This window comes from Bradyrhizobium sp. (genome assembly GCF_035652035.1).
Classification (GTDB): Bacteria; Pseudomonadota; Alphaproteobacteria; order Rhizobiales; family Xanthobacteraceae; genus Bradyrhizobium.
The window spans coordinates 199,190-220,013 of record NZ_DASREO010000091.1; the positions used below are offsets into that span (position 1 = coordinate 199,190).

16 protein-coding genes are annotated in these 20,824 nt (G+C 63.0%); 9 read left to right on the plus strand and 7 right to left on the minus strand.

Translation table 11 applies throughout. The features are described 5' to 3' along the window. Positions 1-6 precede the first annotated feature (6 nt). Positions 7-1,908, plus strand: a complete 1,902-nt coding sequence (locus tag VFB05_RS24860) for a nucleoside-diphosphate sugar epimerase/dehydratase (RefSeq protein WP_325017269.1) — start codon at positions 7-9, stop codon at positions 1,906-1,908. Here the strand turns inward: VFB05_RS24860 and VFB05_RS24865 are convergent. Together VFB05_RS24865 and VFB05_RS24870 are read right to left on the minus strand one after the other, a co-directional pair. After that, positions 1,905-2,927 (minus strand): MraY family glycosyltransferase, encoded by a 1,023-nt coding sequence (locus tag VFB05_RS24865; protein WP_414643316.1) that lies wholly within the window; start codon positions 2,925-2,927, stop codon positions 1,905-1,907. The two genes, VFB05_RS24860 and VFB05_RS24865, sit on opposite strands and share 4 nt — an antisense overlap. 17 nt (positions 2,928-2,944) lie before the next feature. Next, positions 2,945-3,916, minus strand: a complete 972-nt coding sequence (locus tag VFB05_RS24870) for a lysylphosphatidylglycerol synthase transmembrane domain-containing protein (RefSeq protein WP_325017273.1) — start codon at positions 3,914-3,916, stop codon at positions 2,945-2,947. 278 nt (positions 3,917-4,194) lie between these two features. Here VFB05_RS24870 and VFB05_RS24875 point away from each other — a divergent pair, with 278 nt between their 5' ends. From VFB05_RS24875 to VFB05_RS24900, 6 genes are all read left to right on the plus strand, one after another. Then, positions 4,195-5,607, plus strand: a complete 1,413-nt coding sequence (locus VFB05_RS24875) for a mannose-1-phosphate guanylyltransferase/mannose-6-phosphate isomerase (RefSeq protein ID WP_325017275.1) — start codon at positions 4,195-4,197, stop codon at positions 5,605-5,607. 238 nt (positions 5,608-5,845) lie between these two features. Further along, on the plus strand, positions 5,846-6,865 hold the full coding sequence (locus VFB05_RS24880) for a Gfo/Idh/MocA family oxidoreductase (protein ID WP_325017277.1): 1,020 nt from the start codon (positions 5,846-5,848) through the stop codon (positions 6,863-6,865). Between the two features lie 42 nt (positions 6,866-6,907). Next, complete coding sequence (locus tag VFB05_RS24885; protein WP_325017365.1) at positions 6,908-8,059, plus strand: DegT/DnrJ/EryC1/StrS family aminotransferase; 1,152 nt, start codon at positions 6,908-6,910, stop codon at positions 8,057-8,059. 97 nt (positions 8,060-8,156) lie between these two features. Next, on the plus strand, positions 8,157-9,686 hold the full coding sequence (gene murJ, locus VFB05_RS24890; protein WP_325017279.1) for a murein biosynthesis integral membrane protein MurJ: 1,530 nt from the start codon (positions 8,157-8,159) through the stop codon (positions 9,684-9,686). A gap of 144 nt (positions 9,687-9,830) precedes the next feature. Next, positions 9,831-12,137, plus strand: a complete 2,307-nt coding sequence (locus VFB05_RS24895; protein ID WP_325017281.1) for a xanthine dehydrogenase family protein molybdopterin-binding subunit — start codon at positions 9,831-9,833, stop codon at positions 12,135-12,137. A gap of 102 nt (positions 12,138-12,239) precedes the next feature. Next, positions 12,240-12,689, plus strand: a complete 450-nt coding sequence (locus VFB05_RS24900; protein ID WP_325017284.1) for a cytochrome c — start codon at positions 12,240-12,242, stop codon at positions 12,687-12,689. A gap of 125 nt (positions 12,690-12,814) precedes the next feature. On the opposite strand, the gene VFB05_RS24905 is transcribed toward VFB05_RS24900, so the two are convergent. Next, positions 12,815-13,240 (minus strand): CHRD domain-containing protein, encoded by a 426-nt coding sequence (locus VFB05_RS24905; RefSeq protein ID WP_325017286.1) that lies wholly within the window; start codon positions 13,238-13,240, stop codon positions 12,815-12,817. A 172-nt stretch (positions 13,241-13,412) separates the two neighbouring features. Here VFB05_RS24905 and VFB05_RS24910 point away from each other — a divergent pair, with 172 nt between their 5' ends. Next, complete coding sequence (locus VFB05_RS24910) at positions 13,413-14,372, plus strand: cytochrome c (protein ID WP_325017288.1); 960 nt, start codon at positions 13,413-13,415, stop codon at positions 14,370-14,372. Positions 14,373-14,489: 117 nt separating this feature from the next. After that, positions 14,490-16,811, plus strand: a complete 2,322-nt coding sequence (locus tag VFB05_RS24915) for a molybdopterin guanine dinucleotide-containing S/N-oxide reductase (protein ID WP_325017290.1) — start codon at positions 14,490-14,492, stop codon at positions 16,809-16,811. A gap of 36 nt (positions 16,812-16,847) precedes the next feature. Here the strand turns inward: VFB05_RS24915 and VFB05_RS24920 are convergent, their stop codons facing one another. From VFB05_RS24920 to VFB05_RS24935, 4 genes are all read right to left on the minus strand, one after another. Further along, positions 16,848-17,387, minus strand: a complete 540-nt coding sequence (locus VFB05_RS24920) for a hypothetical protein (protein ID WP_325017292.1) — start codon at positions 17,385-17,387, stop codon at positions 16,848-16,850. A gap of 212 nt (positions 17,388-17,599) precedes the next feature. Further along, entirely contained in the window at positions 17,600-18,913 is a 1,314-nt protein-coding gene (locus VFB05_RS24925; RefSeq protein ID WP_325017294.1) for a metallophosphoesterase family protein, read from the minus strand. Between the two features lie 394 nt (positions 18,914-19,307). After that, positions 19,308-20,297, minus strand: coding sequence for an ABC transporter substrate-binding protein (locus VFB05_RS24930; RefSeq protein ID WP_325017296.1), 990 nt, complete (start codon positions 20,295-20,297; stop codon positions 19,308-19,310). Next, complete coding sequence (locus tag VFB05_RS24935) at positions 20,294-20,686, minus strand: ABC transporter substrate binding protein (RefSeq protein ID WP_325017299.1); 393 nt, start codon at positions 20,684-20,686, stop codon at positions 20,294-20,296. The genes VFB05_RS24930 and VFB05_RS24935 overlap by 4 nt, the downstream gene beginning before the upstream one ends. Positions 20,687-20,824 lie beyond the last annotated feature (138 nt).

Below are 20,824 nucleotides of genomic sequence, written 5' to 3' on the forward strand. Positions count from 1 at the left end.
TGTCGAATGACGCGTTTGACGCATCTGACCTTGCGCAACTACCTGATCGCCCTGCACGACGTGCTGGCGACGGCCGTTGCGTTTGTTGCCGCCTTCTATCTGCGTTTCGAGGGCGGTGAGCAGTTTGTCGAGCGCCTGCCGCTGATGCTGCGCATCCTGCCGTACTTCCTCCTGCTCAGCCTCGTGGTCTGCTATCTCTTCAATCTCACCACCACGAAATGGCGTTTCATCTCGCTGCCGGATGCCCTCAACATCCTGCGCGTGACGACCGTGCTGGCCACCGCGCTGCTGGCGCTCGACTACATTCTCGTCGCGCCCAACGTGCACGGCACCTTCTTTTTCGGCAAGGTGACCATCGTCCTGTTCTGGTTCCTCGAAATCACATCGCTCAGCGCGCTGCGCTTTGCCTATCGTTATTTCCGGTACACGCGGGTTCGCCATCACGCGCGGGCCGAGGACGCGTCGCCGACGCTGCTGGTCGGCCGCACCGCCGATGCCGAAGTCCTGCTGCGCGGCATCGAAAGCGGTGCCGTGAAGCGGATCTGGCCGATCGGCATTCTTTCGCCGTCAGTCGCCGATCGCGGCCAGTTGATCCGCAACGTTCCCGTGCTCGGCAACATCGATGACATCGAGGACGTCGCCGCCGATTTCGCGCGGCGCAACAAGCCGATCGCGCGTGTCGTCATGCTGCCCTCGGTCTTCGAGGCCGAAGCGCATCCGGAAACATTCATGATGCGGGCAAAGCGGCTGCGGCTGATCGTGAGCCGGCTGCCGTCGCTCGAAGGCGGCGAGACGCCGCGCCTTGCTCCTGTGGCGGTCGAGGACCTGTTGCTGCGGCCGACGACGACCATCGACTATGCGCGCCTTGAGGCGCTGGTCAAAGGCAAGGGCGTCATCGTCACCGGCGGCGGCGGTTCGATCGGCGCGGAGGTCTGCCAGCGTATCGTCGACTTCGGCGCGGCGCGGCTTCTGATCATCGAGAATTCCGAACCCGCGCTCTACGCCGTCACCGAGGCGCTGGCGGCCCAAGAGGTCGAAGCGGAGATCGAGGGCCGTATCGCCGACATCCGCGACCGTGAACGGATCACGCGGCTGATGAGCGAATTCAAGCCGGATCTCGTATTCCATGCGGCGGCGCTCAAGCATGTGCCGATCCTCGAGCGCGACTGGAGCGAAGGGGTCAAGACCAATATCTTCGGTTCGGTCAACGTCGCCGATGCGGCACTTGCCGCCGGCGCCGAGGCGATGGTGATGATTTCGACCGACAAGGCGATCGAACCGGTCTCGATGCTGGGACTAACAAAACGCTTCGCCGAAATGTACTGCCAGGCGCTGGATCATGATCTGGCGCAGGCGCGGCCCAAGCGCATGCGGCTGATCTCGGTGCGGTTCGGCAACGTGCTAGCCTCCAACGGCTCGGTGGTGCCGAAATTCAAGGCGCAGATCGAGGCGGGCGGGCCGGTCACGGTGACCCATCCCGAGATGGTGCGTTACTTTATGACCATCCGCGAAGCCTGCGATCTCGTGATCACGGCGGCAACGCATGCGCTAGGTAGCCAACGCTCTGTGTCGGTCTACGTCTTGAACATGGGCCAGCCCGTGAAGATCGTGGACCTCGCCGAGCGGATGATCCGTCTTTCGGGTTTGCAGCCCGGCGTCGATATCGAAGTCGTATATACCGGGATGCGGCCGGGCGAGCGGCTCAACGAGATCCTGTTCGCGGCCGAAGAGCCGCCGGTCGAGATCGGCGTTGCCGGCGTGATGGCGGCCAAGCCCAACGAGCCGCCGATGCAGGCGCTCAAGAACTGGATGGCGGCGCTGCGGCAGGCGATCGAGAACGACGATCCCGCGACCATCAAGGCGATCCTGAAGGACGCGGTGCCGGAATTCGGCTCGAACGCGGCCTAGACCGCTACAATTTTCCTTGGCCGCGAAAACCGAAACAGCACAAGCGCGACCGCAACAGCGCCGAGCGCGAGACACATGGCATCGGCCGCAATCGACCGCATGGCGATCGAGGTGAGCGCCAACGCGGCAAGAAGAAGATTGAGCGCAAAGACCTCGCCCACCACCTGCATCACCGCAAAGCCGTTATCGGTGGCGCGCTGATAGAAATGCGAGCGGTGCGCAATCCAGAATGGCTCGCCGCGCATCATCCGGCGCAACAAAGTCACCGTGGCATCCGCGAGATAATAAAGCGGCAACAGCAGCGCGGCGGCGAGGTGATGCTGAGCGGCAAGTTGCAACAGACACCAGCCGAGCAAGAGGCCGATCGGCAGGCTGCCGACATCGCCGAGAAAGATTTTTGCCACCGGACGGTTGAACGGCGCAAAGCCGATCAACCCGCCACAAAGGGCTGCGGCGATAATCGTGGCGATCCGCGGAACGTCGCCCTGCACACCCAGCATCGCAAGCGCGGCCGTGACTGGTATGACCTCGGCGGCCGTGATCCAGTCGAGGCCATCCATGAAGTTGACGAGATTGACGAACCACAGCCCCGCAAGCACGAGCAAGGCCCGCTCGATCCAGATCGGGATGAACGGCGCAATGCGAAGATCATCGCACGTGCTGACCAGTACGACCGCGCCGACCGCGATCGCCTGCAGAACAAGGCGCGGCAACACCTGAACCGGTTTGAGGTCGTCGGCAAAGCCGAGCGCCGCGATAAACACGGTCGCGCCAAACAGCACGAGGGCCGTAAACTCGTCCCAGGTGCCGAAGAGCACGGCGCCCGCGACCACAAGCGTCGCCGCTATCACGGCAATGCCGGCGCCTTGCGGGGTCGGAACGCGATGGGATGATCGTGCATTCGGCTTTGCCAGCGCGTGCTTCAAGAGAAGGGGACGGATCAGCAAAATCCCGACGGCCGAAACGACCGCGGCCACGCATGCCACCAAAAGCACCTGCTGCCATCCGGGAGCAATCATCGGCTCCAGGCAGCCGGTCATTCCGCCGCCTCGATCGCCTCCGGCCCGGCGTTCTTGTCACGCGCGGCCTTTTCGGCGGAAAAGATCCACACCAACCCGCCGATCGCGCCCGCAACGAAAGTCACCGCGCCGTAGAGCAGCGAGACGTTGATGCCTTCGTTCGTCACCAGGCCCGCATAGCCGAACGCCAGCGCCATCGTGGCCTCGCGGACACCCCAGCCGGCGATCGAGATCGGCAGCATCGTGATCAGCATGACCGGCGGAATCAAAAGGAACGTCTGAGCGAGTCCCACCGGCGCTGCGATCGATTGCACGACGCACCAGGCGATCGACACCGTGAGGAAGTGGACCAGAAGCGAAAAGATCGCGATTGCCGGCTCGTTGCGCGTGCTGAAGATGACGCGGTTGGCGATGACCGCGCAGGCATGGATATGATGGGTTCCCCACCATTTCTTCAGCCATGGCCAGGGCAGCACGCCGACGATGAGAAAGCCGGCGCCTCCGGCGAGCGCGGCGAAATCGATCAGCATCAGCGCCGAGCGGCCGTACTCGTCGACGATCAGGCGGGAACTCCACGGCAGGCTGGCCACGATGACGATCGCGAGCGCAATCAACCCGACCGCGCGATCGACGAAGATCGAATAGGTCGCCGCTCGCCAACCGGCGCCCGAGCGCGCCACCAGCCAAAGCCGCACGGCATCGCCACCGATCGAGGAGGGCAGCGTCTGGTTGAAGAAGGTTCCGATCACGTTGTAGCGCATCGCCTGCCTGAGCGGCAGCGGCGCGCCGCATTCGGCGCTGACGATGCGCCACCTCAGGACGCCGACGAAAATCTGCAAAAAGGTGAGCGCAAGGGCAAGGAAAAGCCAGGCGCCGCTGAAAAGATCGATACGGGAAGCGAGATCAGCAAAATTGGCCTTGCGAAGCGCGAGATAAAGCAGCGCGCCTGAGACCAGAATCTTGATCGCGGAAGACAGAATCCGGCGCATTTCGCCCGCATTCGCGTGGGTTTGGGACATAAGAAGGCCGCGCCATTCGCGCGCCAGACTTTGAGCGCCTTGGTATGGTTTTAGGACCGATCTGGCAATAGGGCGTTAATCAGGTGTTGCGGGGCCGGTGGGGTGGCGGCTAAAGAGGCGGCCTGGACGGGGCGCTATCACCGGTGGCCGCAAAGGTTAATGCCGATTTTTGAGGATTTACCGGCGATTTGCCGGTAGACAAATCGCGGATTCAAACACTTAAGCCGCTGCCAAACGACGAGGCGCTGATGGACAAGAAGATCGTTCCGCTGATCATGTGCGGCGGCGCAGGCACGCGGCTCTGGCCAGCCTCCCGCGAAGTTCGCCCGAAGCAATTTTTGCCCCTGTTCGGCACGCGCTCGACATTTCAGGAAACAATCTTGCGGGTCTCGGACGCCGCGCTGTTCGACCGCCCGATCGTGATCACCAACAACGCTTACCGCTTCATGGTCGCCGAGCAGCTCGCCGAGATCGGCCGCGAGGCCGATATCATGCTCGAGCCGATGCGGCGGGATTCGGGACCTGCGATTGCGGCAGGGGCAACCTTTGCCGAGGCGCGCACCAGCGACGCCGTGGTGCTGGCGCTCGCCGCCGATCACGTCGTGAATGACAGCGCAGCCTTTGTCGCGGCCTGCCGCGAGGGACTGGTCGCGGCGGACGCCGGGCGCATCGTCACTTTCGGCGTGACGCCGGAGCGTGCAGCAACCGAATACGGCTATATCAATCCGGGCGATGCCGTGTCGGGCAAGGTTCGCGCCGTCAAGCAGTTCGTCGAGAAGCCGGATGCTGCGAAAGCTGCCGAATACGTCAAGGCCGGCTATCTCTGGAACAGCGGCAACTTCATGTTCCGCGCGTCCGTCCTGCTCGACGAATATCGCAACCTCGATGCGGCGAGCGTGCAGGCGGTCTCGGATGCGGTGACGAAGGCCGGCCGCGATCTCGGTTTCGTCACGCTGGACGAGGCCGCGTTCGGATCGGCGAACGCGATTTCGATCGACTATGCCGTGATGGAAAAGACCGCGCGCGCCGCCGTCGTGCCGGTCGCCTGCGGCTGGTCCGATGTCGGCTCATGGCGCGCAGTGTGGGAATTGTCGGAGAAGGACGGCCAGGGCAATGCCGCGCAAGGCGCAGCCGTGTTCGAAGATGCCCGCAACTGCAACGTCTCGACCGACAAGGCGCTGGTCGCGCTCGAAGGCGTCGACGATCTCGTGGTGGTGGCGACGCAGGACGCCATCCTGGTGTCGCGCCAGAAGGACGCCAACGGGCTGAAGCGGCTGGTCACGAAACTGAAGACGGTCGCGCCGCAGGTGACGGAAGAGCACCTCAAGGTGCATCGGCCCTGGGGCTCCTATCAGTCGGTCGACATGGGCGATCGCCATCAGGTCAAGCGCATCATCGTCAAGCCGGGTGGGCGGCTGTCGCTGCAGAAGCATCATCACCGCTCCGAGCACTGGATCGTGGTGCAGGGCGCGGCGCGCGTGACGGTGAACGAAACCGTCAAGACCGTGCACGAAAACGAATCGATCTACATCCCGATCGGCGCCGTTCACCGGCTTGAAAATCCGGGCAAGATCTCGCTGCACCTGATCGAGGTGCAGACCGGCAGCTATCTCGGCGAGGACGACATCATCCGGATCGAGGACGATTATCGCCGTTCCTGAGGATTCGGCGGCGGGGCGGGTTGCGAATGCCAAACCCACTCTACTTGCGGCGAATCATCTGAGATTGATGTAATTCTTTGAATCAAAACGTGTTTGCACATCGTTGCCGACCATTCGCCACACTTGTGGTGACGTGGTAGAGAGTTCGCGGCGGCGCAGGGGACATGCGCCGCTATTTTTGGACTTCCGTGGCCGGTCGGCGCTCGATCGGCGAGTTGGGGTACAGGGGTCGGAATTCATGGTTTCAAAAGTGGTCGCCTCGGGCGAGAGGGCTGGTGCGCAAGGGGAGCTTCGTGTCGGCGTCATCGGCGCGGGCATCATGGGTTCCAACCATGCCCGCGTGCTCGCAGGCCTGCCAGGCACGACGCTGGTCGGCATCGTCGATCCGCTCCTCGAGCATCGCACGCGCGCCACTGAGCTGGTCGGCTGCCGCGCTTTTGCCAGCCTCGATGAATTGCTCAATGAGGGCGTCGATGCGGTGACGATCGCAGCGCCCACGCATCTGCATCACGAAATCGCGCTCACTTGCATCGCCCGCAACATCCATATCATGGTCGAGAAGCCGATCGCGTCCTCGGTCGAGGAGGGGAGCGAAATCGTCGCCGCCGCGGCCCGCGCCGGGGTCACCTTGATGGTCGGCCATGTCGAGCGCTTCAATCCGGCCGTCGCCGCCATCAAGCAGGCGATCACGGGCGAAGACATTCTGTCCATCGGCATCACCCGCGTCGGACCGTTCCCGCCGCGCATGTCCAATGTCGGCGTCGTCATCGATCTTGCCGTGCACGACATCGACCTGATCCGCTGGTTCACCGAATCCGACATTGTCGAAGTGCAGCCGCAACTCTCCAGTGCGGTCGCCGAGCGCGAGGACATCGCGCTATTGCAGTTCAGAACGGCCTCGGGCGTGCTCGCCCACATCAACACCAACTGGCTGACGCCGTTCAAGGCGCGCAACGTAACGGTTGCGACGCGCGGCAAATATGTGATGGGTGATCTGCTCACCCGTCAGGTGACGGAGTGCTTCGGCTTCAAGCCGGACGGCAGCTATTCGATGCGCCATCTGCCGGTCGGCCATGACGAACCATTGCGCGCCGAACTGATCGCATTCCTTCGCGCGGTCCGCAGCGGCGGTCAGCCTGCGGTGAGCGGCGACGAGGGCGTCGCCAGCCTCGAGATCGCGATCCGCTGCCTGGAAAATCCGCCCAAGCCCGCGGCGAGCTCGCCGCCCCGCAAGGGACCGCGCCGCGTCGTCGGCTAGCGATCGCCCACAATGTCTTCCGCCCAAACCTCGCAAGGCTCCATGAACCAGCATCTGCGCCTCGAAAATATTCCGTTCATCGACATCGCTGCGCAGCGGCGCAGGATTGGTCCTGCGGTGGAAGCGGCGGTGTCGCGCGTGCTCGCGCATTGCCAGTTCATCAATGGCCCGGAAGTCGCCGCGCTCGAGGCCGCGCTCGCTGCCTACTGCGGCGCCAAGCATGTCGTGACCTGCGCCAGCGGCACCGATGCGCTGATCATGGTGCTGATGGCCAAAGGTATTGGCCGCGGCGATGCGGTGCTGTGCCCGTCCTTTACGTTCTGCGCGACCGGCGAGGCCGTGGCGCTCGTCGGCGCAACGCCTGTTTTCGTCGATGTGGACGAGGCGAGTTTCAACATCGATGCCGCCTCGCTGAAGCGCGGCATTGCGACGGCGAGGCGGCTTGGCCTCAAGCCTCGCGCGGTGATCGCGGTCGATCTGTTCGGCCAGAGCGCCGACTACGATGCGGTGCTGGCGGTCGCGGAAGCCGAAGGGCTGTTCGTGCTGGACGATGCGGCGCAAGGTTTTGGCGCGAGCTACAAGGGCCGCCGTCTCGGTGGCATGGGCATCGTTACCGCCACCAGCTTCTTTCCGGCAAAGCCGCTCGGCTGTTATGGCGATGGCGGCGCGATCTTCACCGACGATGCCGCCTTGGCCGAGGTGCTGCGCAGCATCCGCGTGCACGGCCAGGGCTCCGAAAAATACGACAACATCCGCCTCGGCATCACCGGCCGTCTCGATACGATCCAGGCGGCGGTGCTGCTCGAGAAACTGAAAATCTTCGACGACGAAATCGCTGCGCGCAACAAGATCGCCGAGCGCTACGCGCAGGGCCTTGGCAACGTCGTCACCGTGCCGCGCCTGGCGAAGGGGCATACCTCGGTCTGGGCGCAATACACGATCCGCCTGCCTGAGGGGACCGACCGCGACGCCTTTGCGGCGGCGCTGAAGGCACAGGGCGTTCCGACCGCGATCTACTATCCGAAGTCGATGCATCAGCAGACGGCGTATAAGGATTATCCCGTCGCCGACGGCGGTCTGGCGGTCAGCGAGCGCCTGTCGTCTGACGTCATCAGCCTGCCGATGCACGCCTATCTGGACGAGGCGAGCCAGGACCGGGTGATTGCGGCGGTGCGCGGCTTTTTCGGCGCCTGAGTACGGCTTCGAGAAAGACGTGGATGGCCGGGACAAGCCCGGCCATGACACCATTCGGCCATTTTGAAGCGCCGCTCGCATGCTGTAGAAGCACCGCATGCTCGGTCGTATCTTCACCGTCGGCGGCTATACGCTTCTTTCGCGGCTGACCGGTTTTGCCCGCGACATCATGCTGGCGGCGATCCTCGGCGCCGGGCCCGCGGCCGACGCCTTTTTCGTGGCGCTGCGGCTGCCCAACCATTTCCGGGCGATATTCGCGGAAGGAGCGTTCAACGCCGCCTTCGTGCCCGCCTATGCCCATGTCAGCGGCGAGGAGGGCGAGAAGGCGGCCAGCCTGTTCGCCAATCGCATTTTCACGCTGCTGTTCGTCTCGCAGCTCGTATTGCTTGTGCTCGCCTGGCTGTTCATGCCGCAGGCGATGAGCTTGCTCGCGCCGGGCTTTACCGATGATGCCGAGCAGCGCAAGCTCGCGATCGAACTGACGCGGATCACGTTTCCATATCTTTTGCTGATCACGCTGGTGACGCTCTATGGCGGCATCCTCAACGTGATGCATCGCTTTGCCTCTGCGGCAGCCGCCTCGATCCTGCTCAATATATCGATGATGGCGACGCTCGCGGTCGCGGTGTGGTTTCCGACGCCGGGCCACGCGGCGGCATGGGGCGTTTTGATCTCGGGTTTCCTGCAATACTTCCTGCTCGCCGGCGATCTCGGCACCCATGGCGGCCTGCCGCGCTTTGCGCCGATCAAGCTGGATGCAAACGTCCGCGCCTTCTTCCGCGCGCTCGGACCTGCGACCATCGGCTCGATGGGCACGCAGGTCGCGCTGTTTGCCGACACCATCATCGCGACGTTCCTGCCGGCCGGCGCGCTGTCGGCACTCTATTATGCCGACCGCCTCAACCAGCTGCCGATCGGTGTGATCGGCATCGCGATCGGCACGGTGCTGCTGCCGGAAATGTCGCGGCGGCTGACCGCGGAGGATCACCAGGGCGCGCTTGCAGAGCAGCGCCGCGCCTTCGATTTCACGTTGTTGCTGTCGGTGCCGTTCGTGACCGCCTTTCTGGTGGTGCCGGACACCATCATGCGGGCGATGTTTGCCCGCGGCGCCTTCACCAAGGGCGATGCGGCCGCCGCCGGCGCGACGCTTGCCGCCTATGCCGTCGGGCTCATTCCCTTCGTCCTGATCCGAAGCGCGGTTGCGACCTTCTACGCGCGGCGGGATACGGCAACGCCGGTGAAGGCGGCGCTGATCGGCGTTGCCGTCAACGTCGCGCTGAAGATCGCCCTGGTCGGGCCGCTTGCACAGGTCGGCCTCGCTTTTGCCACAGCCATCGGCGCCTGGATCAATTTATCGTTGGTGATCATCTTTGCGGTCCGCGCCGGCTATCTCGAACTGGATTCAGCGCTTCTGCGATCGGTGGCGAAATTTGTCGCGGCCGGCCTCGTGCTCGGCGCGGCGCTTTGGCTGACGGTCAACCTTTCAGCCTCCCATATGGCGGGCTTGAGCAGTCTGCATGACGAAGTTGCGTTTTTGCTGCTGATCGCGGTCGGCGGCGTGGTCTACCTTGGCGCCATCCTGCTGCTGTTCGGCAAAAGCTGGGTGATGTCGCTGGTAAGGGGTTAATGCTCAAAATGCCTTAAAATCCCTTGGGGGCCGGCGCGTTTGCGTGATCGGCCGAGCCGCGCCAATATGAGGCCGGTTGGGCCGCATTTATGCGGCAAAGCTTCGCAAAGAATAAACAGAGACAAGCTGGAAAACGGAAACAGGATGGCTCCCGTCAAATTCGGTGTCGGTCAAAGCGTGCTTCGCAAAGAGGATGACGTGCTCATCCGCGGCAAGGGCCGTTATACCGACGATTTCACGCCGCCGCAGGCGTTGCATGCGCTGGTGCTGCGCTCACCGCATGCGCATGCGAAATTCACCATCGATGTGAGCCGCGCCCGCGGTTTGCCCGGCGTCGCGCTGATCCTCACCGCCGAAGACGTCGGCGATCTCGGCGATCTGCCGTGCCTGTTCAATCTCGAAGACAATCCCTTCACCGGCCCGCCTTACCCGATCCTGGTCAAGGACGAAGTGCGCCATGTCGGCGACGCCGTTGCGTTCGTCGTTGCCGATACCGTCGATGTCGCGCGCGATGCGATCGAGGCGATCGAGGTGAAGTGGACGCCGCTTTCCGCCGTGACCGGCGTTCGCAATGCCGTCAAGGGCGATGCGCCGCAGGTTTGGGCACAGCACAAGGGCAATGTGCTGTTCGACGTCTCGATCGGCGACAAGAAGGCGACTGAAGCCGCGTTTGCGAAGGCGCATGCGGTTGCGGAAATCACCATCGTCAATCCGCGCGTCATCATCAATTTCATGGAAACGCGCGCGGTCGTCTGCGAATACGACGCCAGGCGCGACCACCTGACGCTGACGATCGGCAGCCAGGGCAGTCATCGCTTGCGCGAAATCATCGGCGGCATGGTGCTGAAGATGCCGCTGGAAAAGATGCGCGTGATCTGTCCCGATGTCGGCGGCGGGTTCGGCACGAAACTGTTTCCCTACCGCGAATATGCCCTCGCTGCCGTAGCTGCGCGAAAACTTCGCAAGACGGTGAAATGGACGGCGGATCGCTCTGATCATTTCATGGGCGATGCGCAGGGGCGCGACAACGTCACCACAGCGCGGATGGCGCTTGGCGAAGACGGGAAGTTCCTCGGCATGGACGTCGACCTCATGAGCGACATGGGGGCGTATCTGTCGACCTTCGGCCCGTACATTCCGCATGGCGGCGCCGGCATGCTGCCCGGCCTCTACGACATCCAGGCTTTCCATTGCCGCGTACGGACCATCTTTACCAACACCGTGCCGGTCGACGCCTATCGCGGCGCCGGGCGCCCCGAGGCGGCTTACGTGATCGAGCGGCTGGTCGACGCGGCTGCGCGCAAGCTTGGCATGAGCGTGGATGCGATCCGCCGCAAGAATTTCATCTCCCCGCGCGCGATGCCCTACAAGACCGCGACCGGCAAGGTCTACGATTCCGGCGACTTCGCAGCCCATCTGAAGCGGGCGATGGACATCGCGCAATGGAAGGAGTTTCCCAAGCGCGCCAAGGCGGCGAAGAAGCAGGGCCTCGTTCGCGGCATCGGGCTTGCGAGCTACGTCGAAATTTGCGGCACCATGGGCGAGGAGACCGCGAAGGTCGAGCTCGATCAGAACGGCGACGTGTCGATCCTGATCGGCACGCAGTCGACCGGGCAGGGCCATCAGACCGCCTATGCGCAGATCATTGCCGATCAGTTCGGCCTGCCGGCGGAGCGCGTCCACGTCTTCCAGGGCGACACCGACAAGATCGCGACCGGACTTGGCACCGGCGGTTCGTCCTCGATTCCGACCGGCGGTGTCAGCGTCCAGCGCGCCGCGAACGAACTTGGAAAACAGCTGCGCGAGATCGCCGCCGAAGCGCTCGAAGCAGGCGTAGGCGATCTCGAAATCGACGGCGGCACCATCCGTGTCGCCGGCACCGACCGCGCGATCAGCTTTGCAGATCTCGCCAAGCGCCCGGGGGTCGATCCGTCGAAACTCAACGCCAGCGCCACCTTTACCGCCGCCGACGGCACCTATCCGAACGGCACCCATCTTGCCGAAGTCGAGATCGATCCTGCGACCGGCAGTATCGCAATCGTCAACTACGTCGTCGTCGACGACTTCGGTGTGACTCTCAACCCGCTGCTGCTCGCAGGGCAAGTGCATGGCGGCGCGATGCAGGGGATCGGTCAGGCCTTGATGGAGCAGGCGGTCTATAGTCCGAACGACGGCCAGCTTCAAACCGGTACCTTCATGGATTACGCGCTGCCGCGCGCATCCGACGGTCCAGCCTTCATCTTCGAAACGCATAATGTGCCGTGCACGACCAATCCGCTCGGCGTGAAGGGCGCGGGCGAGGCGGGTGCGATCGGCTCCTGTCCGGCTGTTGTCAACGCCATCATCGAAGCGCTCTGGCGCGAGTACAAGATCGACCACATCGACATGCCGGCGACGCCCGAGCGGGTCTGGATCGCGATCCGCGAGCACCAGCGCCGGCATAGCCTGTGACAGCGATACGCAAGTGAAGTGACGGAAGGAAGCACCTGATACGGTGTTGTGAAGATCGGTAAAAATATTGACGGGCACAGTGAAACAAAGGGAAACAAACCGATGATACGAACTGCCTTGGTCGCGGGAGCGTTGTTGCTGGGCGCGAGCGCTGTGATCGCGCAGCAGAATGTGGTGAAGGAAAACCAGGACACCATGAAGGCCAATGGGAAAAATCTTGGCGCCATGGTCGCAATGGTCAAGGGCGAGAAGCCATATGACCAGGCCACGGTCACGGCCGGGCTGGCGCAGCTCGAGGAAACCGCCAAGAAGCTGCCGACGATGTTTCCGGACAGCATCAAGGGACTGAAACCGGACGGCGGCAAATACGAGATGTCGCCGAAGATCTGGGAAGACAAGGCCGGCTTCAACGCCAGGATCGAAGAGTTCGCCAAGGTCGTCGCCGAGGCCAAGTCCAAGACCACGAATCTTGATACGCTGAAGGTCAGCGCGCCGGCGATGGGCAAGGCCTGTGGCAACTGCCACGAGACCTTCCGCATCAAGCTCGAGTGATCGCGCGACAGGGACGCGCGGTTTGCAGTGGCGCCATCAAGTGAAAAAGGGGTGAAAGCTTGATCGCTTTCACCCCTTCACTATCTGGATTGCAATCAGATGAAAAAAAGAGCGGGCGCGCTGCGCTACTTCGCCTTCTCGACCTGGCCGCGGATTTCGCCGCCGCCATTGGCTTCGGTATGGACGTTGACATAAAGCTTGCCGGCTTCGAGATCGGCAGCCTGCGCATCGGTCAGCGTCGCGCTGCCTTCGGCCGGGCTCGACGTCGCACCGGGAATGGCGACCGCAACGCCCGCATTCTTGCCGGGCTCGGCTGGCCCGTGGAAATGCGCGGCCTTCGCGGGACCGGTCAGTCCGCTATAGGTCAGCTTCCAGGAGAGCTTCTTGGTGGCGGGGTCGTAGTCGATGTCGGCGGTGCCGGTGCCGGTCGAAGTGGTCGGCGGGACTTCGGACTTGCCGTCCAGCGTCGCCTTGAACTTTTCGGCAAAGGCGGGCCCGGCGAAGACGACGGTAGTGGCGAGTGCAAGCGTAGCGAATATGGCTTTGTTCATGGTTCTCTCCCTGTGACGCGGCGTGTGAATGATCCACAGCAATGTACGAATTTCACAACAGCAGGGTTCCAATTTTATTCCTGGAATCCGCCTCAAAACCGAAGAAATTTTGGGCCGGCGCTGGGGTTACGCCAAGACCACATAGCGAGACCCCAGAAATGACGGACCGGTGATGCGGCGACGAATTTTCCTCAGGGGCGCAATTGCCGTTGCGATTGGCCTTGGCGCCTATTGGCTGGCGACGGAGCCGTCGATTGTGCACGGCGATGTCGTGACGCGTCCGGCTCACGCGCCCGACCTCGCTAACGGCCAGATCGTCTTCAATGCAGGCGGCTGCGCTTCCTGCCATGCGGTGCCGGATCAGCCCGACCGCTTGAAGCTTGGCGGAGGGCTTGCGATCCCTTCACCATTCGGAACGTTCTACGCGCCGAACATTTCACCACATGAAAGTGATGGGATCGGACGCTGGACCGAAGCAGACTTTGTCACGGCCGTGAGGACAGGCATTTCGCCGCGCGGCACCCACTACTTTCCGGCCTTTCCCTATACGTCCTACGCGCATGCCAAGGTCGCGGACATCGAGGATCTCTTCGCTTATCTGAAAACGCTCGCGCCGGTCTCGGGCAAGGTGCGCGATCACGACGTGCCGTTTCCCTTCAACGTCCGCCGCAATGTCGGCGTCTGGAAACTGCTGTTCTTCGATTCGACGCCATTCATGGCTGATGCCGCGCACTCCGCGCAGTGGAATCGCGGCGCCTATCTCGTCAATGGTCTCGGTCATTGCGCCGAATGTCATTCCCCGCGCAACGTCCTCGGCGGCATCAAGTCCGCTCAGCGTTTCGCAGGCGGACCCAATCCGGAAGGCAAGGGCTGGGTGCCGAACATCACCCAGAAAGGTCTCTCCGACTGGAGCGCCAAGGACATCGACTATTTCCTCAGGACCGGCCAAACGCCGGACGGCGATTCCGCCGGCGGGTCGATGGTGCGCGTGATCAAGAACACCTCGCAACTGCCGGAGGCCGACACGGCCGCGATCGCAGAGTATGTGAAATCGCTTCCCCCCGTTGAAGGCCCGCCGAAGCCGCCCAAGAAGGCCGAAGAGGAGGCGGGGGAGCCAAAACAGGACAAATGAGCCGGGTATTGGAACTCTGGGGCACTGCCAGTCGCGTGCAGTCAAATTCTGTTTCGGCTATTTTCCTGCAAAGCCGGAGTCGCCAGATTGTATGATGGTTTGAAAGAGCGCTAGACGATGTCTGAAGCCAAAGTCGCTGAACGAAACAACGAAGCCGAGGCAGGCTTCACCCCGCACACCTCGCACTGGGGCGTGTTCTCGGCGCGGATGCAGGACGGCGAGCTCGAGGTCAGGCCGCACAAGGACGATCCCGACCCGAACGACATCATCCAGAATTTTCCCGCAGCGCTGCGTCACCGCGCGCGGATCGCACAGCCGATGGTGCGCAGGGGCTGGCTGGAGAACGGTCCGGGTGCGGACGAGCGGCGCGGCCGCGATGAATTCGTGCCGATGTCCTGGAATGCCGTGCTCGACCTGCTCGGCAAGGAGCTTTCCCGCATCCGCGACGGCATTGGCCCCGGCGCGATCTTCGGCGGCTCTTATGGCTGGTCAAGCGCGGGCCGCTTCCATCATGCCCAGAGCCAGGTCCATCGTTTCCTGAATATCGCGTGCGGCGGCTACGTAAAATCGGTCAACACCTATTCCTCCGGCGCCTCGTCGGTGCTGATCCCGCACATCATCGGCGACTACGAAGGCATCACCAAGCGCAACGTCACGTGGGAACAGATCGCCGAGCACAGCGAGATCGTGATTGCGTTCGGTGGCATGGCCTTGAAGAACTCGATGGTTGCCGGCGGCAGCATCAGCAAGCATGTCGAGCGCGGCGCGATGGCGCGCGCGGCTCAACGCGGCTGCAATTTCGTGCTGGTCAGTCCGCTGCGCGCCGACCTGCCTGAGGAGACGAAGGCCGAATGGGTCGCGTGCATTCCCGGCAGCGACACCGCGCTGATGATGGGGATCGTCCACACCCTCGTCGTCGAAAGCAAGCACGACCGGGCCTTCCTGGAGCGCTACACGGCGGGTTGGCCGGTGTTCGAGCGCTACCTGCTCGGCGAGAGCGACGGCCAGCCGAAGGATGCGGCGTGGGCGGCTCGCATCACGGGAGTTGCGGCGGACGAGATCACAGCGCTCGCCCGTCGCCTCCACGGCAAGCGCGCGCTCGTTGTGGTCTCGCATTCGCTGCAGCGCGCCGAATATGGCGAGCAACCGGTCTGGATGGGCATGGTGCTTGCCGCCGCGCTCGGACAAATCGGCTTGCCGGGCGGCGGCTATAACTACGCGCTCGGCGCGATCGCCTATTACGGACGCCGCTACAATGCGGTGCCGACGCCGACCCTTTCGCAAGGGAAGAACGGCGTGCGCGACTTCATTCCGGTGGCGCGCATCGCCGACATGCTGCTCAATCCCGGCGAGACCTATCGCTACAACGGCGAGACCAGGACCTATCCCGACATCAAGCTGGTGTACTGGGCGGGCGGCAATCCCTTCCATCATCACCAGGACCTCAACCGCCTGCGCAAGGCGTTCGCGCGCCTCGACACGCTGGTGGTCCACGAACTTGCCTGGACCGCGACCGCGCGCCATGCCGACATCGTCCTGCCCTGCACGATGACACTTGAGAGGGAAGACATCGGCGGCAATGCCAATGACCCGCTGCTGGTGCCGATGCAGCCCGTCGCCGCCCCCTATGGCGAGGCGCGCGACGATTACGCGATCTTCGCCGACCTTGCCGAGCGGCTCGGCGCGCGCGAGGCTTTCACGGAAGGGCGCAGCGTGCGCCAGTGGCTCGAACATCTCTATGAGCCGACGCGCGCGGGGCTTGCGGCAGCCGGATTGCCGGCGCCGAACTTTGCCGAGTTCTGGGCGGGGGAGGGCTTTTCCCTGCCGCAGCAGCCCGATGACGGCGGCTACCTGCGTGCGTTTCGCGACGATCCAAAAGCACATCCTCTGCCGACGCCGAGCGGGCGGCTGGAAGTCTATTCCGAGACCATCGCCAGCTTTGGTGAGGCTGATTGCCCGGGCCATCCCACCTGGCTCGGGCCGGCTTACGCGCCCAATGAGGCCACACCTTATGTACTGGTCGCGAACCAGCCGCGCACGCGGTTGCACAGCCAGTTCGATTTCGGCGGGCACAGCGGCGCGTCGAAGCATCGCGGCCGTGAGGTCGCAACGATGCACCCGGCCGACGCAAAGCTGTGCGGCATTTCGGAAGGCGACATCATCCGCCTGTTCAATGAACGCGGCGCTTGCCTTGCGGCTGTGACGCTGACGGACGGCATCCGGCGCGGCGTGATCCAGCTCCCGACCGGCGCCTGGTATGACCCCGCCGATCCAGACGAAGACAAGCCGCTTTGCGTTCACGGCAATCCGAACGTGCTGACGCGCGACATCGGCACATCGGCGCTGGCGCAGGGCTGCACCGGCCAACTGACGACGGTCCAGGTGCAACGCTTCGACGGCAACCTGCCGCCGATCCAGGCCTACGACCCGCCGGTCTAGCTGACTATCGCGACCGCTCGCGACCCCGCCTCGCGACTAGGCGCCTCGCCACCATCGATCGGTGAGGCGCCAACAGACGACGGTCGAAAACAGGCACAGGAAAAGCAGCAGTGCCGCCACCCCAAGAGCCCGCATCGCCATTCCAGGAGACCCCTGTGCTACTGCAACGGCACCGGTCGTCAGTCCGATCAGTGTGCCAACCAGCACCGCTTGCCTCAATCCAAACTTGTTATCGGAGAGCCTGATTCCGCCAACGAGAAAGCCGGCCAGCGCCGCTGGAATAAATCCGATAGCGTAAGCGCCAAAAACGTACAGCGAGAGTATTTTCAAGCTGGGCGCACCGATCTCGGTAGGCCAGAGATGGAGGGGCTCCTCGCGCTGAAAGCAACGAAGATCGAAAATTCCGTCATGTGGCGGTTCGCATGGCGGGCGGTGCGCACGTGCTGTGAGAACGCCAACCGCATGCGTTATCGATTCCCATTCCGCCACGACAGCGCTCACGACCAGCAGCGCGAACAGGCCGATCAGCGGCCCCACCAGTGCATAAAAGAGCAAGGTCTTCCAGAATGCCCGCACTTGATTGCCCGTTGGTGAGCAAGGATATGGCGCGATGATAGCCGGGATAGCGCGCAGGCGATATCTGTAAGGACCAGCGCGGTTCGATCGGCGCATGTTCACAACCGCGCGGTTAATGCTCTCTTTACACGTCGGCCTCGCTTTGATTTGCCCGAGCAAGCAAAAGGCCGCCCCGACGAGGCGGCCTTCGGATTGTCCGGTACAACAGGCGATCATGAGCCCGTGAAATGCACGAGCTTGCGCGAGGCAAGATCGACGGTGACGAAATCATCCGGCGTCTTGGCGCCTTCGCCGTCGCTCGCCGGGTGATATTCGATGCGCAGCTGCGATGCCGTCGCAACGACGCGCAAGTAGCCGTAATCCTGGTCGTCGTAGTTCTCTAACATCACCTTGTCGGCATGGCCCTTCACCTGCAGGGCTTGCGGCGTTCGCAAGGAGGCACCGCCTTTCTTGCGCATCAGCCTGGCAAGCGCGTGGCCGCCATTGCCGCAAATCAGGTAAGGGATCTGGGTGTTGCCATGCATGCGCGTGAAGCGCTGATAATTGTGGGCATGGCCCGACAGCACCGCATGCGGCCAGACGCCGGTCTTGCTGCAGACTTCGTCGATCTGCGAGAGCATCTGCTCGCTCCAGCCATGAACGCTGCCGGCCGTGTAGGCGGGATGATGGTGGGCGATGACGAGCGCGCCGCCAAATTTCTCCGACTTCACGCGGTTGAGCGCAGCTTCCAGATAAGTCAGCTGTGAATCGCCGATGGCGTCGTCGGCAATGACGCCGGGATCTTCCAGCGTATTGCTGTAGAGCGCGAGGATGCGCAAGAATGGCGGCGCCTCGAAGGTATAGAAGACGCCCGGCTGAATTTGCGCGGTGCGCGCGAGCCCGCCGGCCTCGGAGGTGACTTCGAACTCGCTGGCGCAGAAATTCTCCAGGAAGGCGGCAAGCGTGGTGGCGTTGGTGTTGGGCGCGACCATGCCGTCGTGATTGCCTGCGAGCGCCACGATCGGCGCGGGGTAGTTGCGATATGGCTCGTAGAATTGATCGTAGTAATAGGCAGCCTCGCCAAAGCTGTAGATGACGTCGCCGAGATGAAAGAAGAACATCGGCCTTTCTTTTTCATCGTCGGTGAAGTCGTTGACCATTTTGTCGGCAACGAGGTTCTGCGTTTCCGGGCCGCGCGTAGAGCCGGTGTCGCCCGTGGCGTGAAACACGATCTGCCCGTTGGCCGTCAGCCGTTTCTGCAATGCGCTCGCGTCGGTGCCAAGCGCTGCGGCGAGCGTCAGCGTCGGCTCGGGCAGGCCGCGCGGCGCAGGAAACGGCAGCGCGGCGATCCTGTGTTCCTTGTTGAGCTCGTCGATCTCTTTGTACGCGGCGTTGTCGGAGGGATGCTTGACCTCGAACTTCTTCGGGTCCTCCGTCGGCTCCGGCTGCGAAAATACCGGCTTTCCGAGTTCGGTCGCGCCGGTGTTGTCGATGGTCTTGGACGGTGTGTGGGGTTTTGCTTTGCGGGTCTTGGCGGTGCGTGCCATGTGTCACCTCGAAATGTGTGCTTGGGCAAAATTCATCGCGTGCCCGGGCTGCGTGGTTTGCAGCCCAAGCCTGGAGAACGAACGATTCAAAAAGAGACGAGAAATAAAAAATTGCGTTTGGGTTTTATTAGGCCGGAAGTACAACCGCGTGATGACAGGGATGTCACTCAAAAAATGGCTGCAAATTGAAGACGTGCATCGCAGACGCCACGCGGTCTTGCGAACGACATGCTACTGAAAATCTGTGAAGCGGAATGTGAACCGCTTCATACGCGCGATGACGGGGCGCATCCGTCCGTCACTGGGTTGCGCTGTTGGTGCCGACGTCTGTCTTGTCTTTGGGCCGACATCAGGTCGGCTTTCGTCTTGCTCGGGCCAGCGGACATCGCCCGCTCTATTCGATCACCTCGTCGGCGCGAGCGAGCAGCGTGGAGGGGATGGTGAGGCCCAGCTGCTTTGCGGCTTTTGCATTAATGACCAAGTCATATTTGGTCGGAGCCTGCACCGGAAGATCGGCAGGCTGCGCGCCCTTGAGGACGCGATCGACGTAACCGGCAGCAAGCTTCGCTGATGCGACGAGATCCGGTCCATAAGATATCAGGCCGCCGCGATCGACCCACGTCCGGCGGGGATAAGCCGCCGGCAATCCGTACCGGGCCGCCAGCTTGATAATAAGATCACGATGCGCAATTAAGGCTGCACCGGTCGTGACGACCAGTCCGCTACCTTGGGAGCGCGCGAGCTTGTCGATCCCGGCTTCGACCGCACGCTCGTCGGTCGCGTTGATCGGAACAACATCGACCCCCAAGCTACCTGAGACAGACTGAATCACCGCGAACTGACCAATCCCGGCAGTACGCGCGGCGTCACGGATGATGCCCGCGCGGACAACGCTGGGCGCGACCTGCTTGAGAATTTCCAGCCACTTGCCGCTCAGACTGTAGTCGAACTGCGAGAAGCCTGTGACGTTGCCGCCGGGATGCGCCAGGCTCTCGACCAATCCGGCGCCGACGGGATCGACGGCTGAGCTGAACACAATCGGAACAGTGCTGGTTGCCTGCATCAGTGGGACAGTCGTCGTACCGCCGGAGGTCACGACGACATCCGGGCGCGCGGCCAGCAACGCGTCGATATGTTTGCGGAGATCGGTCGCCTTGGGGGGACTTCGATGAATATCAAGTCGCAAGTTCCGGCCTTCGATCCAGCCGAGGCCGCGCAGCCCTTCTCTTATCGCGGCAATGCGTCCTTCATAGTCGGGGTCATCCTCGCCGACCTCGGCAACCAGAATGGCGACGCGGCGCACGGCGTCCGCCTGTTGCGCGCGGACGATTTTCGGCAGCATCGTCGCTAGCGTTGCTCCCGCGATGAAGTCCCGCCGCTTCATTCGATCACCTCGTCGGCCAACAGTTGCACCGAATAGGGCACGCTCAAGCCGAGCTCTTTTGCGGTTTTCAGGTTGAGGACAAACTTGAACGCCGTTGGCGCCTCGACCGGAATATCCGCCGGCTTCGCACCGCGCAGTACCTTGTCGACGATTTCGGCGGCGCGCCGATACACATAAAGAGCATCGGCGCGGCTTCTGACTTTGCGGTCCTTGACCCAGCCGAGTTCACCGAGCCGCTTCAAAAATGCGGCAAGGCGCGGCCGGTCAATCGAGGCGCTGCTTGATCCCAGATATCCGATCAGCGGCATGGCGCCTTGCTGCGCGTGCGCAAAGAACGGCCATGACGTTGCCGCGCCGCCCAGCAATGCGATGAACTGGCGTCGCCTCATGGCTCCCCCTTTGCCGCACGGCTTTAGCCTAGCACATTGTCGGCACCGGCCCTGAACGGACATTCCCTCATCATTCGGCGCCATGTATCTTCTCGCCCGCCACCGATTTTACCACCAAGCAAACTCAAGGGAGGAAAG